Source organism: Cellulosimicrobium cellulans (genome assembly GCF_007679345.1).
Taxonomy (GTDB): Bacteria; Actinomycetota; Actinomycetes; order Actinomycetales; family Cellulomonadaceae; genus Cellulomonas; species Cellulomonas cellulans_A.
Genome location: NZ_VEGH01000004.1, coordinates 259,587 through 275,995, shown reverse-complemented (window position 1 = coordinate 275,995; position 16,409 = coordinate 259,587). Strand labels below are relative to the sequence as shown.

Here is a 16,409-nt window from a genome sequence, read left to right as displayed (position 1 = left end):
GCCGCGGTCGCCCCGCGCCGGGCGGTCGGGTCGTCCGGCGGTCAGCCGTCCCGGTAGAGACAGAACGGGTGGCCCGCCGGGTCCAGCAGCACCCGCCGCGACGGCTGCGGCTGGTGGGTCGCGAGCCGTGCCCCGAGCCGCAGCGCGCCCGCGACCGCCTCCTCCAGGTCCAGCACCTCGACGTCCAGGTGCACCTGCCGCTGCTGCCGCCCCGGCTCCGCGGGCCAGGTCGGCGGCTCGTGCTCGGGGCTGCGCTGGACCGCGAGGTAGGCGACGCCGGACGGGGCCGCGACGACGGCGTGGTCCGGCTCGTCGCCGACGACCTGCCAGCCCAGCACCTCGGCGTAGAACGCCGCGAGCGCGCCCGGCTCCGGTGCGTCCAGCACCACGCCCCACCAGCCGCCGTCGGCCCGCCCCTGCATGCGCCCATCGTGGGGTCGGGTGGGACCCCACCGCACCTCGGGGCCGGGCCGGGGTGCGGGCCCCGGCCTCAGCGGGCGCCGAGCTCCGCCACCCGCGGCACGGCCGGCGCCACGTGGTCCCGGACCCAGGTCGCCAGCGGCACGTCGGCCGGCGGGCGCAGGATGACCGTCTCCACGCCCAGGTCGGCGTACGGCCGCGCCGCCGCGACGAAGCCGTCGACGTCCCCGGAGAGCAGCTGGTCGCCGCCCATCAGCAGCGTGACCCGGATGTCCGCGTACTCCCGGCCGACGTCGTCGCAGTGGCCCCGCAGCACGTCCAGCTTGCGGCCGACCTCCTCCGGGCCCGTCTCGAACAGGTTGCACGCGTCCCCGTACTGCGCGACGAGCCGGAGCGTCTTGCGCTCCCCCGACCCGCCGACCAGGATCTCCGGCCCGCGGCCCGGGCGGCTCAGCGGGAGCGGGCGGCACAGCGTCTCGGCGAGCCGGTAGTGCTCGCCCTCGAACGGGCCCTCGTCCTCGGGGTCCCACATCTGCCGGCAGATCCGCAGCGTCTCCTCCAGCCGCTCGAACCGCTCCTTCAGCGGCGGGTACGGCACCCCCAGGGCGACGTGCTCCTTCTCGTACCAGGCGGCGCCGATGCCGAGCGTCGCCCGGCCCTGCGACAGCACGTCCAGGGTCGCGACGATCTTCGCCAGCAGCCCGGGGTGCCGGTACGTCACCCCGGTGACGAGCGCGCCGAGCTGCACCGTCTCCGTGCGGCCGGCCAGCATCCCGAGCGTCGTGTACGCCTCGAGCATCGGGTCGCTCGCCGGGAAGCCGGCGGGCTCCATCTGGAAGAAGTGGTCCATCACCGACAGCCAGGCCAGGCCGGCGTCCTCCGCCGCCTCGGCGGTGTCGGCGAGCTCGGGACCGAGCCGGGCGGGCTCGACCGCGTCGAACCGCATGAGGTGGGCGCCCAGGCGCATGGTGGCTCCTCCGGGGGGTCGTGCCGGCGCGCGGACCGCGCCGACCCTCCGGACGATGCCGCTTGGAGCGCGCTCGAAGTCAAGAGGGCCGGCCGCGGCGGGCGCGCGGGCCGCCGCCGCGGCGTCTGCTGAGGGCAGAACGGCGCGCCCGGCCGCGGCGGGGGTCGCGGCGTTAGCGTGGCGGGGACCGAGGAGGTCCGCCCATGCCGCACGTCGCCGCCGCCCCGCCCGCCGGGCCCGCCACGCCCGCCCGGCGCGTCGACCCCGCCGCCGCCCGCCCCGAGCCCCCGCTGCGCGTCCTCGTCGGCGCCGTGCTCCGCCGGCACCGCGAGCGCCAGGGCCGCACCCTGCGCGACGTCGCCGATGCCGCGCGCGTGTCGGTGCCGTACCTGTCCGAGGTCGAGCGCGGCCGCAAGGAGGCGTCCTCCGAGGTGCTGGGCGCCGTCTGCCGGGCGCTCGGGCTGCGGCTCGTCGACCTGGTGGGCGACGCGCACGCCGTGCTGGCCCGCGCCGAGGGCAGGGTCGTCGTCGACCTGGCGACCGCCCCGGTCGCCGGGCACGCCCCCCGCTCCCCCGTCACCCCCCTCCCCACCTCCCGCCCTCTCTCGCGCCCGGCGCTCCTGCTCGCGGCCTGACGCCGCCGAGGTCGAGGGTTTCCCGCCGACACGCGGCCGGAGACCCTCGACCTCGCCGGAAACGCTCGACCTCGCCGGCGCCGCGGTCAGGCGGGTGAGGGGTGCGGCGGGGGCTTGAGGGTGGTGATGACCGTGTCCGCGACGCCGTAGGCCACGGCCTGGTCCGCCGTCAGCACCAGGTCCCGGTCGGTGTCGGCCCGGAGCTGCTCGGGGCTGCGCCCGGTGTGGGCCGCCAGGATGTCGTCGACCTGGGACCGCAACCGGAGGATCTCGGCCGCCTGCAGCTCCAGGTCGGCCGCCGTGCCCTGCGCGCCGCCCGACGGCTGGTGCAGCAGCACCCGGGCGTGCTCGAGCACGTGCCGCTGCCCCGGGGCCCCGGCGGCGAGCAGCACCGCGGCCGCCGACGCCGCCTGCCCGAGGCAGAACGTCGCGACGTCGGGCCGGACGTAACGCATCGTGTCGTAGATCGCGAGCAGCGCCGTGACGGAGCCGCCGGGCGAGTTGAGGTACAGGTGGATCGGCTTGTCGGGGTCCTCCTGCTGCAGGTGCAGCAGCTGGGCGATCACGACGTTCGCCACCCCGTCGTCGATCTCGGTGCCGATGAACACGATCCGGTCGGACAGCAGCCGGGAGAACACGTCGGACGCGCGCTCGCCGTTCGGCCGCTGCTCGACCACGACCGGCACGGTGTAGGACCCGGCCATCACAGACCCGCCCGTCGCTGCGCGGCGTCCGGGCGGACGTCGTCCAGGTGCTCGACCACGCGGTCCACGAACCCGTAGGCCAGGGCCTCCTCGGCGGTGAACCAGCGGTCCCGGTCGGAGTCGCGCTCGATGGTCTCGACGGTCTGGCCGGTGTGCTCGGCGATCAGCGCCTGCATCGTCCGCTTGGTGTGCGCGAGGTTCTGCGCCTGGATCGCGATGTCCACCGCGGTGCCGCCGATGCCGCCGGACGGCTGGTGCATGAGCACCCGCGCGTGCCGCATGACGTTCCGCTTGCCCGGGGTGCCGGCGCTCAGCAGGAACTGCCCGGCGCTGGCCGCGAGGCCCATGGCGAGGGTGGCGACGTCGTTCGGGATGAGCCGCATGGTGTCGTACATCGCCATCGCGGCGGTCACCGAGCCGCCCGGCGAGTTGATGTAGAGCGCGATGTCGCGGCGCGGGTCCTCGGCGGACAGCAGGAGCAGCTGGGCGCAGACGCGGTTCGCGACCGCGTCGTCGACCTCCTGGCCGAGCATCACGATGCGCTGGTGCAGCAGCCGCGCGGCGAGGTCGTCGTCGAACGCGCGCGCCGGCGGCGCCTCGGACCGGGCGACGGGGACGGGGACGGGGATCATGCGGGGCCTCCTCGGGGTGGTGGTCCTCGCACGCTCGCACCGCGCCGGCCCCCCGGCTGGCCCCGGTCTGCCCACGGCAGACGCCGTCTGCCGGCAGCAGACGGGCCCCGTCAGCGCACCTCCGCGGCACTGGGACGGAGGCGCCCGGCCTCCGCTAGCGCCGAACGCCACACGTGCTCGTCGGACCGCACGGCGGCGACGAGCTTCGCCAGCACCTCGGCGGTAGGGAGCAGAGGATCCGGCCCGATAGCTGGCGCCGCGGCTGCCACGTGGGGTGCCAGGTGCCGCCGGATCAAGAGCAAGGCGAGAAAGAGCCGACCTGAATGCGGATGGACTGCGCCCGCACGCCGACTCGGCTCTGGCAGGCTGCCACGAGCCACCGCAACTGCCCATTCGTCGCCTAGACGGCGCTCGCGCGAACCCGGCGCCGAGGTCCTCTGCAAGCGCCGGCACTCCTCCATGGCGATGGCACCGATCGTTGCCTCCGCTGCACCAACGATCCGCTGCCGCTCGACAAGGCTCACTCCGAGTGCATCGCGATGACCGTCGCCACCATACGGATCCCAGGTCTCCTGAACGAGTGTGCTGCACGCGCGAAGCAGTTCCCGCGGGCGACCTCCGGAGATGGCGTGGCACAAGAACGTCACTCGTGCGGGGACAGCGACCACGCGCTCGTTCACCATCGACACCGACTCCTGCACAGACATCGACCGCATCTCGAACACGGTATCGAAACTCGAGTCGAACACATCAGTTCCCATCGTCCGTCGCCCGTGGAAAGCGTTCAGCACCTCATCAGAGACCGACACCACCACACGAACTCCGTCGATGTGGAAAAAGTCCTTGATCTCGTTCAACAAAACTTCGATCGTGTCGATGGGCAACCTGTCCAGCTCATCGATCAGCACCAGGATCGTTCGCCTCTTGGAGGTACCTCTGTAAGCACGCACCAGTCGTTCGAAATCCCGGACCACGTCGGCATGACTGGCAGGGAGCGCGCGCTTCGTGCGTGCGCCACTCACCGTCAGGCCGAGCACTGCGGCGACCCCGACGCCCGTCGTGCTGCTGGCCTCCACCTCACTCGTGTACTTCTCGATCACCTCTTTAGCGATGGGCGCAGAACGACCCTGCGCGGTCGTCGCGGACCTGATTCCGAGCACCAGGAATGCCGCCATCGCGAAGGTGACCGCCAGCGCGCCGAGCGATGCCAGGGCTGACCATACGCCGAGGTCGCGGGTAAAAAGCGGCCCAACCCACCGCCAAAAAGGGACGCCTGGCTGCGTGGACAGGAACGAGATCGCCAGCACCGAGGAAGTGAACGTCACCGCTCCGGCACCTCCCAGCAGAAGGACCCACGTGGGGGGCATGGCTCCACGTTCAGGCTCAAGTCGCCTTGCAAGCGCTAGCAGCACGATACGCGGAAGCTCCGCTGGCTCGCGCAGGCTCGGCGAAGTGATTCTGATCGACTCTCCATGCCCAAAATGGCGCCGCTGCAGACGCAACATCAGGGCTGTCTTCCCCATACCGCGAGCGCCGTGTAGGCCTATCGTGCAAGTATCGTTGCCCTCGACGAACTGCGTGACCTCACGGTGGCTCCTCGTCTCGATCAGCTCGCGCGGATCCATCTCGACGATCCGCGAACCCCTGCGCGGAAACGCACAGATCGAGCCACGACCGTCCGAACCATGTCGTTCAAGCTCGATGTTGACCGCCCGAATCACCGCCGCTTGAACCACCTTCCGCGCCACCCGCGTGGGCACGCGCGCATCCAGGCGGCCGCGAACGCGCGTATACCAGGCCAGAGAGCTCAATCCACGCCCTCGCGCAGCCAAACCCAGGAGATAGGCACCGGAAACTCCCAGCGCGATCGCCGCAGTCAGCAACCACCATCTCGCCGCTCCTGCGGCAGACCCACTGAGCAGAACCGCAGTGACAGCGCAGGCAGTCAGCGGTATCGACAACGCCCCGGCGCGCAACTCTCGAAGCGCGGCTACGTCCCGGCGCCCATCGGCGATGGCACCCGAACGGGTCGCAGCGACGGCCTTCCACGCCTCAGCCACGAGCACCTTTCGCTCGATGCGCACAGGCGATGCTCCGCCGTCGAGCGCTCTCATGACCTTCCGGACCTGGAGATGGCGGGCTGGCCATGTGTAGCCGCTCCGCAAAGACCGCGTTCCCAACATGCCCTCGAACTTAGCGCCCTGGGCCGACACAGACCCCTGACGATCGGCCGCGACGGACAAATGCCGCAATTCGTCGGTTGGCGTCACGCGCATGGGCCCTGCGCCTGCCGGAGAATGCCCCTACGTTTCAGGCGCGGGCGCCCAGAGCTCGGTCGTGGAGCTCCGCTGCGGAACCAGCGAACTTCACGCAGGCGTCTACCCGAGCTTGCGCCGCCACCACGTCCGCCACCACGACGGTCACGTTGTCCCAGGCGTCCGCGTCGAGCGCCTCGCCGACCAGCGCCTCGGCGACGGCCTCCGGGCCGCCGGGGGTGCCGAGCAGCGCGAGCACCCGCTCCTCCGGCACGTAGTCCGTCAGCCCGTCCGTCGACATCAGCCACCGGTCCCCCGGCCGGGCGTCGACCTCGAGCACGGTGACGTGCGCCGCGTCCTCGGCGTCGCCCGCCAGGCAGTGCAGGATGACGTTCCGCCGCGGGTGGTGCGCGGCCTCGGCCGGGTCGATGACCCCGGCCTCCACCAGCAGCTGCACGAGAGAGTCGTCCCGGGTCACCCGGCGGCCCTCGCCGTCCCGCCACAGGTACGCGCGCGAGTCCCCGATGTGCACGACGCGCACCGCCTCCTCGGCGCAGAACACGCCGGTGAACGTCGTCGCCATGCCCTCCAGCGACGGGTCGGACCGCACCCGCTCGGCCAGGTCGGCGTTCGCGGTCGCCACGGCCGCGCGCAGGTCCTCGGCGGTGAACCGGTCCGGGCCCGCCGCCGCGAGCGCGGACATCAGGCGGTGCGCGACGGTCCAGGAGGCGACGTCCCCGCCCGCGTGGCCGCCGACCCCGTCGGCGACGAAGGCGTACCCCGGCGCGCAGCCGGCGGAGTCCTCGTTGTGCGGCCGGTGCTCGCCCGCGACCGAACGCAGGGCGGTGTCGAGGGTCAGCGTCACTGCGGCACCTCCAGGGGGGTCGGGCACCTCGTGACCCCACGATGCCACGTCCGGGCGCACGCGCGCAGCGCGCACCGGGCGGGATAGCGCGCCACCCGGGTGCCAGCACCCGGGCGTCCCGCCCCGTCAGCGGATCAGCCCGCGCAGCGCCTCGGGCCGCACGTCGGTCTGCGTCGCGATCACCTCCCGCGCCCGGTCGGTCGCGTCCCAGACGTTCCACAGCAGCACCCCGGCGACCCGGCCGCCGTCGAGGTAGTACACGACCCCGGCGCCCAGGTCGTCGTCGTGCCAGTCCTCGACCGTCTCCAGCGACGCGTCCAGCCGCCCCACCGCCTCGTAGCCGAGCTCGAACAGGTCGGAGTAGAAGAACGGCGTGTGGTCGTACGGCTCGTCGGCGCCGGCGAGGTTGCGGCCCGCCTGCCGGCCCATCGTGGTGGCGTTGTCGACGTGCTCCACGCGGCGGCTGCCCAGCAGCCCGTCCGGGTACTGCGCGACGTCGCCGGCGGCCCACACGCGGGGGTCGGAGGTCCGCAGCCGGTCGTCGACCAGCACGCCGTCGTCGACCTCCAGGCCCGCGGACCGCGCCAGGTCGGTCTCGATCTGCAGACCCGCGCCCACCACGACGCCGTCCGCCGCGACCGTCCGCCCGTCCTCCAGGGTCACCGTCACGCCGTCCGGGCCCGACTCCGCGGCCGCCACCGTCGTGCCCCGGAGCAGGGTCACGCCCGCCTCCGCGTACCGGCGCTCGACGCGCCGGGCCAGCGCGTCCGGGAACGTCGACCCGGTGAGCACGTCCTGGGGGAACACGAGCGTGACCCGGGTGTCGTTCTGCACGAGCGCCGCGGCGAGCTCGGTGCCGATGTAGCCGCCGCCGACCACGACGACGTGCCGGCCGTCGCCCGCGAGGTCGCGCAGCCGCTCGTAGTCGCGGACGGTGCGGAAGTAGATGACCCGCCCGGAGTCCTCCACGCCCGGCAGCCGGCGCGGGTGGCCGCTGGTCGCGAGCAGCAGCGCGCCGTAGCCGACCGTGACGTCCGCGTCGGTGGTGACCGTCCGCGCGGCGGTGTCGACGCCGATGACGGACTCCCCGAGCAGCAGCTCGGCGCCGGTCTCCTCGGCGGTGCGGAGCCACACCTGGTCGAACGCGAACTCCGGGTCCGTCCAGAGCTTCTTGGTCAGGGCCGGCCGGGTCACCGGGGCGGTCGGCTCGCGCCCGACCACCAGGATCGTGCCCGCCGGGTCGACCTCGCGGATGCCGTGCGCGGCGGCGTCGCCCGCCATCCCGGCCCCGACGATCACGTAGTCGTAGCTGTCCCGCACCGTGCCTCCTCAGGTCGCGTCCCTCGCGGGCCAGCCTGGCGCGGCGGGTCGCAGGACGCCACCCTCCGGCCGGCCGCGCCTCCGAGGCTCACGGCAGCGGGGTGACCGTCCAGGTGCCGTTGGTGCTCAGGGCCACGACCCCGGGCAGCGCCACGTCCGCCGTCTCGCTCAGCGCCTCGTCGCCGCCGAGCACGAGCGACGCCGGTCCCGTGGCCGGGTCCACGTCCACCGCCGACACCACCCGCGCCAGCAGCGAGTCGCCCGGGCCGGCCGGGGTGTAGTCGATGCGCGCGCCGCTCGCCGTGTCGCCGAGCAGCAGCACCGCCGCCCCGGAGCCCTGCTGCGGGCCGGTCAGCACGGGCAGCTCGTTCCAGCTGGAGAACGTGAGCGTCCACGGGCCGACCGCGTCCAGCAGGAAGCCCTGCTTGGCGTCCGTGCCCTCGAGCACGTCGACCAGGTAGGTCCCGGTGAGCGGCGCCGGGCCCGCTCCCCAGGGCGACCCCCGCCCCTCGGAGGTGAGGACGACGTCGCCCGTGCAGGCGGCGCAGTCGAGCTGTGCCACGACGCCGAAGTCGCCGTCCCGGACGACGGCGATCCGCGCGGGGCCCTCGCCGGACACGGTGGCCGGCGCGCCCTCGGCGACGGCGCCGGCGTTCAGCAGCGGCCGCTCGGGCTCCGCGACCGGGGCGGCGGTCGGCGTCGAGCTCGGGGTCGGCGACGCGCTCGGCGCCGGCGCGGCCGCGGTGGACCGCGGCGCGGGCTCGGCGGGACCCGACGGACCGCACCCGGCGAGCACGAGGGCCGCCGCGGCCGCGAGGACGGTCGCGCCGACGGGGACGGCGCGAGTACGGGCGGGGGCGCGCGTCGGCATGCCGGCCATCCTGCCCGCCGGTCAGGCCGGCAGCGCGCCGGCGACGACCCGGCCGCGCGACACCACGGCCACGATGTTCTCCACGCGCAGCGCGCCGACGTCCTCCCACGGCCGGCCGCGCAGCACGACGAAGTCGCTGCCGAGCCCGGCGCGCAGCCGGCCCGTGACCGACCCCATCCGGATCGCGTCGGCCGCGTCCGACGTCGCCGCGGCCAGGGTCCGCTCCGGCGTCCAGCCGAACATCGCCGCCATCGCGCGGACCTCCTCCATCTGGTCGCCGAACCCGACGAACTGCCCGGAGGCGTCGGTGCCGAGCACGAACCGCACGCCCGCCTCCGCCGCGCGGGCGAACCCGGCGTCCCGGAGCGCGACGACGTCGCGGGCCTTGGCCTGCGCCTCCGCGGAGACCGGGCGGCGGGCCTCGGCGATGATGTCGTTGATCAGCAGCGTGGGGGCGACGGGCAGGTCCCGCTCCACCAGCGCGGCGAGGTGCTGCTCGGCGATGGCGGTGCCGTGCTCGATCGAGTCGACGCCCTCGGCGAGCGCGATGTCGAGCCCCTCGACGGAGTGGGTGTGCGCGGCGACCAGCATGCCGAGGGCGTGCGCCTCGTCGACGGTGGTGCGGATCTCCTCGGTGGTCTGGTTCCGCCAGCCGACCTTGTCGCCCATCGAGAGCACGCCGCCGGAGGTGTAGATCTTCACCCCCGCGGCGCCGGACCGGGCCCAGACGCGGACCAGCTTGCGGCACTCGTCGGGGCTGTCGGCGGTCGGCGGGCGGTGCGGGTAGTGCGGCGGGACGAACAGGTCGCCGTGCCCGGCGGTCATGCCGACCTGGCCGTGCGACAGCAGGCGCGGGCCGACGAGCACGCCGGCGTCGAACGCGCGGCCCACGGCGAGCTGGATCGAGTCGGCGGCCAGGTCGCGCAGCGTGGTGACGCCGGCGCGGGCGCAGCGCAGCGCGTTGGCGGCGACGTGCAGCGACCGCTCCTCCGGCGGGGTCAGGATCGGCCACGCCGAGGGATCCGCGGCGGGCGCCCCGGCCGGGTAGCCGAGGTGCACGTGGGTGTCGACCAGGCCCGGGACGACGCTCAGGTCCGCGTGCCGCGTCGGCGCCTCCTCGACCGCGAGGATCCGGTCGCCGGACCAGGTCAGCCGGGCGGGGCCGACCTCGCGCTCGCCGTCCCAGAGCGGGAGGCCGTCGAGGACGTGCTCGGGGGTGCTGTCGGTCATGAAGGGGTCCTTCGCGGGTGGTGCGGGCCGGGTCCGGTCGGGCCCCGGCGGTGGGCGGGGGGCGCAGCGGCGCCCTAGAGGCGGGGCGTGATCTCGCCGACGACGCGGTCCTCGGCGTCCACCAGCGGGAGGTGCCGCCACCGGTCGAACGCGCCGCAGGGGTGGCTGATCCCCAGCCGGAGCACGGTACCCGGGGCGACGCGGGTGCCCGGCGGGACGCGGAGGAAGGCGTGGTGGTCGTTGACGCCGGTCACCTCCCAGCGGCGCACGTCGGGCGCGTCCGCGGCGTCGGGCGCGTCGCCCGCGACCCCGAGCACGACCGGCAGCCGGTCGTCGGTCGGCGCCTCGCGGCGGCCGAACCCGGCGACCACCAGCCCGTCCTCCGGCGCCGAGAGCACCGACGCGCGCAGCTCGAACGCCGGGCGCAGCGCCGCGGTCCCCCGGTCGGCGCCCAGGGGCGAGGTGCGGCGGTAGACGCCGTGGTCGTGCGTGACGTAGCAGCCGGAGCGCAGCACGGTCGTGACCGGGCGGTCCCACATCGCGGGGCCGAGCTCGCGCGCGACCAGGTCGAAGTACGAGGAGCCGCCGGCCGTGACCACGGGCACGCCCGCGACGAGGCCGGCCTCGGTGATCGCGGTGACCAGCGCCCGGACCCTCGCCAGCAGGTCTACGGCCCCGGGCGGGGCGCCGGGGTCGTCGCCCACCGGCATCAGGCCCTCGAACGCGGAGACGCCCGCGAGCCGGACGCGCTCCGCGCCCGCCACCCGGCCGGCCAGCGCCAGCGCGGCGACGTCGTCCCGCACGCCCGTGCGCCCGCCGCGGAACCCGAGCTCCAGCAGCAGCGGCAACGGCCGGTCGGGGCGGAGCCGGTCGAGCTCGGTGAGCAGCAGGTCGAGACCGGCGTCGCTGTCGACGTAGCAGAGGTACTCGGTGCCGGAGCCGGCGGCGAGCAGGTGCTCGGCGACCCAGGCGATCGACCCGCGGTCGACCAGGACGTTCGCGTGCAGCACCCGGCCGACGCCCCAGCCGGCGAGGGTGCGGACCTGCGCGGGGGTCGCGGCCGTGAAGCCCCAGGCCCCCGCGGCCGTCTGCCGGCGGATCAGGTCCCGGGACATGTGCGTCTTGGCGTGCGGGGCGAGCTGGACGCCCGCGGCGCGGCACCAGTCGGCCATCGTCCGGACGTTGTGCGCGATCGCGTCGTCCCGCAGCAGCATCGCGGGCAGCTCGAGGTCCGCGGCCGCCACGGCGGCGCCCGCCCCGGCCAGGGCGGCGTGCTGGCCGGTCACCCGCCGACCCCCGCCGCGCCCGCGCGGCCGGCCGGCTCCGGCCGACCCGCGCGCAGCACCCGGCCGGCGCGCACGCCGGTGAACTCCCCGCAGTCCACGACGACGGTGCCGGCGAGCACCGTGCACACGACGCCGGTCGGCCGCTCCCACGGCCGCTGCGGCGTCCCGGGGTGCCCGACCGTCGCCGGGTCGAACACGGCCACGTCCGCGATCGCGCCCGGCACGAGCCGGCCGCGGTCGGGCAGCCCGAGCGCGTCGGCGGTCAGCGAGGTCATCTTCCGGACCGCCTCCGCGAGGTCGAGGACGCCGAGGTCCCGGACGTACCGGCCGAGCACCGTCGGGAAGCAGCCCCAGCCGCGCTGGTGCGCGTTGCCGACCGGCACGGAGTTGTCCGAGCCGATCGCGATGAGCGGGTCGGCGAGGATCGCCCGCACGTCGTCCTCGGCCATCAGCTCGTAGACCATCATCGCGCCGGGGTCGGCGAGCACCAGGTCGCACAGGGCGTCCCAGGGCCCGACCTCGCGCGAGGCCGCCACGTCGGCGACGCTCCGGCCGAGCAGGCCCGCGTCGGTGTGCATGCTGAGCAGCACGCCGCCGGGCGTCGTCTGGGTCCACGACCCGGCGCCCCGGCCGCCGGCGAGGGCCCGGGCCTCCAACGCGGCGCGCGTCGCCGGGTCGGACAGCCGGCGCACCAGCTCCGCCCGGCCGCCCACCTGCGCCTCGGCCGGCAGCAGCGCGGTGAGGAAGCTCTCCCCCGTCGTGTACGGGTACGCGTCGCCGTGCACGTCGACCCCGTCCGCGCGCGCGGCGCGCAGCGCGGCCAGCAGCTCGCCCGACCGGCCGTGGTTGCGCCGGCCCGCGGCCTTGCAGTGCGAGACCTGCACCCGGACCCCGGTCCGACGCGCGACGTCGAACGTCTCGGCCAGCGAGTCCGCCAGACCGTCGCCCTCGTCCCGCATGTGCGTGGCGTAGGGCCGGCCCCAGCGCGCGGCGACGGCGGCGAGCGCGGCGACCTCGTCGGTGTCCGCGTACACACCGGGGGCGTAGATCAGGCCGGTCGAGAACCCGAACGCGCCGTCGGCGAACGCCGCGTCCGCGAGCGCGACCATCCGGTCGAGCGCGCCCGGCGCCAGCCGCTCGGCCATGCCGTTCGCGCTGATCCGCAGCGTGTGGTGCCCGACCAGCGAGGCGACGTGCGTCGTCGGGCCGTGCTCCTCGACGGCGTCCAGGTACCCGGCGAACGTGCGCGGCCAGGAGGACACCCCGGCGGCGGCGGTCGACGAGATCGGCCGGTGCAGGTCCACCGCGCGCTCGTCCACCAGCGGGGCCGCGGAGTTGCCGCAGTTGCCCACCACCTCGGTCGTGACGCCCTGCAGCACCTTGAACGGCTGCGGCTCGGCCATGAACGGCACGACGTCGGAGTGGGTGTGCGCGTCGATGAACCCCGGCGCGACGACCAGCCCGGCGGCGTCGACCACGCGCGCCGCGGCCGGGGCCGTGGCGGCGAGGCCCGGGCCGACGGCCGCGACCCGGTCGCCGGCGACGAGGACGTCGGCGACGACCGGCGCGGCGCCGGTGCCGTCGACGACGGTCCCGCCGCGCAGCACCAGCGTCACGTCGGTCACGACAGCTGCCCGATCCGCTCCTGCACCAGGGTGTCCACGACGCTCAGCACCGCGTACGCGAGCATCGTCACCGCCGCGACGGTGATCGCCGACGCCCACATCGCGTCGTAGCCGAACGAGCCGGCGGCCTTCGAGATCGCCCCGCCCAGGCCCTCGCCGGTCGACAGCCACTCGGCGATCATCGCGCCCGTGACGGCCGACGGGACGGCGATCCGCGCCGAGGCGAGCGTGGACGGCACGGCCGCCGGCAGGGCCACCTTGCGCAGCACGGTCCACGACGAGCCGCCGTAGGCGAGCACCAGGTCCCGGTGCTCGCCGGAGACGCTGCGCAGGCCGTACAGGATGTTCGCCAGCGCGGGCAGGAACACCACGAGGATCACGATCGCCGTGACGCCCGCCTGGCCGATGCCGAAGATCAGCGTGATCAGCGGCGTGAGCACGACGAGCGGGATCGACCGCAGCACCATCGCCGTCGGCATGACGATCCGCTCCAGCACGGGCGACACGCAGAACACGACCGCGAGGCCGAAGGCCGCGGCCAGGCCGACGACGTACCCGATGCCGGCGTCGCGGACCGTGACCGCGAGGTCGGCGGCGATGGTCGCGCGGTGGTCGGCGGCGCCCTCCGCGGTGACGACGTAGTCGAACACGTCCCACGGGCGCTTGCCGATGAGCGGGCTGACGTCGAACACCTCGAGCACGGCGACCCACACCGCGAGCGCGACGACGACCGCCAGCGCCAGCGTCCAGACCCGGCGGGCGACGAACCGCCCCGTCCCGCCGCTCATCCGCGCGTCTCCTTCGCCCAGGGGGTGAGGACCCGCCCGACCAGGCCGACGAGCGCGTAGCCGCCGAGCGCGATCAGACCGGCCAGGATGCTCAGCGCCCACACGCGGTCGGGCTGGATCTGGCGCTGCGCCGCGTTGAGCGCCACGCCGATGCCCGCGTCGATGCCGCCGAGGTACTCCCCGACGACGGCGCCGAGCAGCGCTGCCGGGACCGCCACCTGCAGGGCGGTGACGATCGCCGGCAGCGCCGACATGAGCTGGACCTTGCGGATCTGCGTCCACCGGCCGCCGCCGTACGCGGCGACGAGGTCCAGCGAGCTGCGGCTCGCGGAGCGCATCCCGAGGATGGCGCCGACGAGCGTGGTGAAGAAGACGAGCAGGGCGCCCAGGAAGATCGCCGAGGCGCGGCCGCCGAAGATGACCATGACGATCGGGCCGATCGCGGTGACCGGCAGGCACGCGGAGATCACGCCGAGCTGTGTGATCACGTCCTCCAGCCGCGGCACGACCAGCACGACCGCCGCCAGCGCGAGGCCGGCCAGGTTGCCCCACAGGTAGCCCTGGGCGGCGCGGGTCAGGGTCGGGACGACGTTGGCCTCGTAGAACGGCCAGCCGTCCGCGACGGCCGAGCGGGCCACGTCGACCGGGGACGGGAACGAGGTGCTGTTCTCCAGGCCGGCGGTCATCGCCCACCACAGCGCGATCAGCAGCACGATGCCGACGGTGCCGCCGACCCACGGGCGGGCCAGGGCGCCGCGGAACCGCGCGAGGGCGACGCTCACTCGACGCCCTTGCCCGCGGACCCCGGGGCGAACAGCAGGCCGGACAGGTGGTCGACCACCTCGTGGAACTCCGGGGTCCGCATCATCTCGGGCGTGCGCGGGCGCTCGAACGGGATCTCGACGACCTCGACGATCCGGCCCGGGCGCGCGGACATCACGGCCACGTAGTCCGACAGCAGGGCCGCCTCGGCGATGCCGTGCGTGACCATCAGCGTCGTCGCGGACCGCTCGGTCCAGATCCGCTGCAGCTCGAAGTTCAGCCGCTGCCGGGTCATGTCGTCGAGGGCGCCGAACGGCTCGTCCAGCAGCAGGAAGTCCGGCCGCACCGCGAGCGCCCGGGCGATCGACGCGCGCTGCCGCATGCCGCCCGAGAGGTGCGCGGGGCGCGCCTTCTCGAAGCCGGTCAGGCCGACGAGCTCGATCAGCTCGTCGACGATCCCGTCGTCCGCCCGCTTCTGGATCTCCAGCGGCAGCCGGATGTTCTTCTGCACCGAGCGCCACGGCAGCAGGGCGGGGTCCTGGAACGCGATGCCCATGCCGTCGGCGCGCTTGCCGGTCGCGACGGGCGTGCCGTTGACGGCGACCGTGCCCGACGTCGGCGTCTCGAGCCCGGCGAGGATGCGCAGGATCGTCGACTTGCCGCAGCCGGACGGGCCGAGCAGCGACAGGAAGGACCCGCGCGGGGTGGACAGGGTGACGTCCTCCAGCGCGGTCACCGAGCGGCGGCCGGAGCGGAACTCCTTGCCGAGGCCGGTGATCTCGATGCCGGGCGTGGTCTGGGGGTCGGTCACGACAGCAGGTCCGGGTTCTCGGCGTACACCTCGTCCAGCAGCGACAGGTCGAACAGCTCGTCGGCCGTGATGTCCACCCCGGCGTAGCCGAGCGAGGCGATGGTGCCCTCCTGCAGCTCGTCGCTGATCGTGAGCAGGCCGTTCGCGGCGGTCTCGTCGGACTCGATCAGCGTCGCCTGGCGGTCGAAGGACAGCGCGATCGCGTCGGCGTCGTACTGCTGCTCCTTGCCGTAGGTGTTCACGGTCAGGTCCACCGCGCGCTCCGGGTCGTCCAGCGCGGCGCGCCAGCCCTCGGCCGTGGCGAGCAGGAACGCCTTGACCTCCTCGGGACGCTCGTCGATGGCCTCCTGGGAGGTGACCAGCACCTCGCCCACCATCGGCAGGCCGTTCTCGGCGAGCAGGAACTCGGTGGCCTCGAAGCCGGCCGCGGCCAGCGCGGCGGCCCCGGTCGTGGTGTAGCCGATGAAACCGTCCACCTGGCCGGTGGTCAGCATGGAGGTGTCCGACAGCGGGACCGTGGTGACCTCGGACGCGTCGATGTCGTTCGCCGCGAGGAACGCGTTCCACACCAGCGTGTTCGAGTCGGAGACCGCGATGGTCGTGCCGGCCAGGTCGTCCGGGCCCTCGATCGGGGCGGACGCGGCCGACACGAGCGCGAACGGGTTCTGCTGGTACGTCGCGCCGACGATCTTCAGCGCGGCACCGCTCTGGATCGCCGGGGCCGTGATCAGCGGGGACGACAGACCGACGAACGCCTGGCCGGAGGCGACGGCCGCCTCGGCGCTGGTGGCCGAGGAGCCGCCCGCGGTCAGCGTCACGTCCGCGAAGCCGGCGTCGGTGTACAGGCCGTCCTCCACCGCGAGGTACTCACCGGCGAACTGCTGGTTCTTCAGCCAGGACAGCTGGACGCTCACGGCGTCGAACGACTCGGCGGCGCCCGACGCGTCGCCGGCCGAGCCGGCGGTGTCGTCCGAGGAGCAGGCCGAGAGCAGCAGGCCGGCGGCGGCCACGGCGGCGGCGAGGCCGGCGATCCGGCGCCCGGGGCGCGCGGTGAAGGAGCGGGTCACGTCAACCTCGTTCACGTCGTGCGGCGCCCGCAGCTTCGGGCGGCCGCGGTGCCAGGGGGAGGGTCGCACCGGGGCGACCCGGCGACTGCCCCCATTCGACAGGCCCGGCCTCCGCCGTCGCCATGTGGGATCCTCCGAACTCCCGCCGCCCCGGCGGTGCGGTCCGTTGTA

At 74.7% G+C, this 16,409-nt stretch carries 16 protein-coding genes; 1 reads left to right on the top strand and 15 read right to left on the bottom strand.

Annotation, left to right across the window (positions count from 1 at the left end; translation table 11 throughout):
• Positions 1-41: 41 nt before the first annotated feature.
• On the bottom strand, positions 42-422 hold the full coding sequence (locus FS882_RS07675; protein ID WP_158372465.1) for a VOC family protein: 381 nt from the start codon (positions 420-422) through the stop codon (positions 42-44).
• 68 nt (positions 423-490) lie between these two features.
• Positions 491-1,387: an LLM class F420-dependent oxidoreductase gene (locus tag FS882_RS07670; protein WP_158372464.1), complete on the bottom strand. Its 897-nt coding sequence runs from the start codon at positions 1,385-1,387 to the stop codon at positions 491-493.
• Between the two features lie 203 nt (positions 1,388-1,590).
• Between FS882_RS07670 and FS882_RS07665 the strand changes: the two genes are divergently transcribed.
• Positions 1,591-2,022, top strand: coding sequence for a helix-turn-helix domain-containing protein (locus FS882_RS07665; RefSeq protein WP_158372463.1), 432 nt, complete (start codon positions 1,591-1,593; stop codon positions 2,020-2,022).
• A gap of 86 nt (positions 2,023-2,108) precedes the next feature.
• Here the strand turns inward: FS882_RS07665 and FS882_RS07660 are convergent, their stop codons facing one another.
• The 13 genes from FS882_RS07660 to FS882_RS07600 form a co-directional block, all read right to left on the bottom strand.
• Positions 2,109-2,726: a ClpP family protease gene (locus FS882_RS07660; RefSeq protein WP_158372462.1), complete on the bottom strand. Its 618-nt coding sequence runs from the start codon at positions 2,724-2,726 to the stop codon at positions 2,109-2,111.
• Positions 2,726-3,358, bottom strand: a complete 633-nt coding sequence (locus tag FS882_RS07655) for a ClpP family protease (protein WP_158372461.1) — start codon at positions 3,356-3,358, stop codon at positions 2,726-2,728. Before FS882_RS07655 ends, FS882_RS07660 begins: the two co-directional genes overlap by 1 nt.
• A 110-nt stretch (positions 3,359-3,468) precedes the next feature.
• Complete coding sequence (locus FS882_RS07650; protein WP_187365196.1) at positions 3,469-5,472, bottom strand: P-loop NTPase fold protein; 2,004 nt, start codon at positions 5,470-5,472, stop codon at positions 3,469-3,471.
• 196 nt (positions 5,473-5,668) lie between these two features.
• The gene (locus FS882_RS07645) at positions 5,669-6,478 is read right to left on the bottom strand and encodes a PP2C family protein-serine/threonine phosphatase (protein ID WP_187365195.1); all 810 of its coding nucleotides are present in this window, start codon (positions 6,476-6,478) and stop codon (positions 5,669-5,671) included.
• Positions 6,479-6,604: 126 nt separating this feature from the next.
• Complete coding sequence (locus tag FS882_RS07640) at positions 6,605-7,798, bottom strand: NAD(P)/FAD-dependent oxidoreductase (RefSeq protein ID WP_262348136.1); 1,194 nt, start codon at positions 7,796-7,798, stop codon at positions 6,605-6,607.
• Positions 7,799-7,886: 88 nt separating this feature from the next.
• Positions 7,887-8,669: a hypothetical protein gene (locus FS882_RS07635; protein WP_158372458.1), complete on the bottom strand. Its 783-nt coding sequence runs from the start codon at positions 8,667-8,669 to the stop codon at positions 7,887-7,889.
• Positions 8,670-8,690: 21 nt separating this feature from the next.
• On the bottom strand, positions 8,691-9,899 hold the full coding sequence (locus FS882_RS07630) for an amidohydrolase family protein (protein WP_158372457.1): 1,209 nt from the start codon (positions 9,897-9,899) through the stop codon (positions 8,691-8,693).
• 74 nt (positions 9,900-9,973) lie between these two features.
• Positions 9,974-11,185: an alanine racemase gene (locus tag FS882_RS07625; protein WP_158372456.1), complete on the bottom strand. Its 1,212-nt coding sequence runs from the start codon at positions 11,183-11,185 to the stop codon at positions 9,974-9,976.
• Positions 11,182-12,810 carry an N-acyl-D-amino-acid deacylase family protein gene (locus FS882_RS07620; protein WP_222848162.1) on the bottom strand — a complete coding sequence of 543 codons (1,629 nt, stop codon included), beginning with the start codon at positions 12,808-12,810 and terminating at the stop codon, positions 11,182-11,184. Before FS882_RS07620 ends, FS882_RS07625 begins: the two co-directional genes overlap by 4 nt.
• Positions 12,807-13,598 (bottom strand): ABC transporter permease, encoded by a 792-nt coding sequence (locus FS882_RS07615; protein ID WP_158372455.1) that lies wholly within the window; start codon positions 13,596-13,598, stop codon positions 12,807-12,809. Before FS882_RS07615 ends, FS882_RS07620 begins: the two co-directional genes overlap by 4 nt.
• Positions 13,595-14,380, bottom strand: coding sequence for an ABC transporter permease (locus tag FS882_RS07610; RefSeq protein ID WP_262348135.1), 786 nt, complete (start codon positions 14,378-14,380; stop codon positions 13,595-13,597). Before FS882_RS07610 ends, FS882_RS07615 begins: the two co-directional genes overlap by 4 nt.
• Positions 14,377-15,171, bottom strand: a complete 795-nt coding sequence (locus FS882_RS07605) for an ABC transporter ATP-binding protein (protein WP_158372454.1) — start codon at positions 15,169-15,171, stop codon at positions 14,377-14,379. The genes FS882_RS07610 and FS882_RS07605 overlap by 4 nt, the downstream gene beginning before the upstream one ends.
• The gene (locus tag FS882_RS07600) at positions 15,168-16,238 is read right to left on the bottom strand and encodes an ABC transporter substrate-binding protein (protein WP_158372453.1); all 1,071 of its coding nucleotides are present in this window, start codon (positions 16,236-16,238) and stop codon (positions 15,168-15,170) included. The genes FS882_RS07605 and FS882_RS07600 overlap by 4 nt, the downstream gene beginning before the upstream one ends.
• Positions 16,239-16,409: the final 171 nt, after the last annotated feature.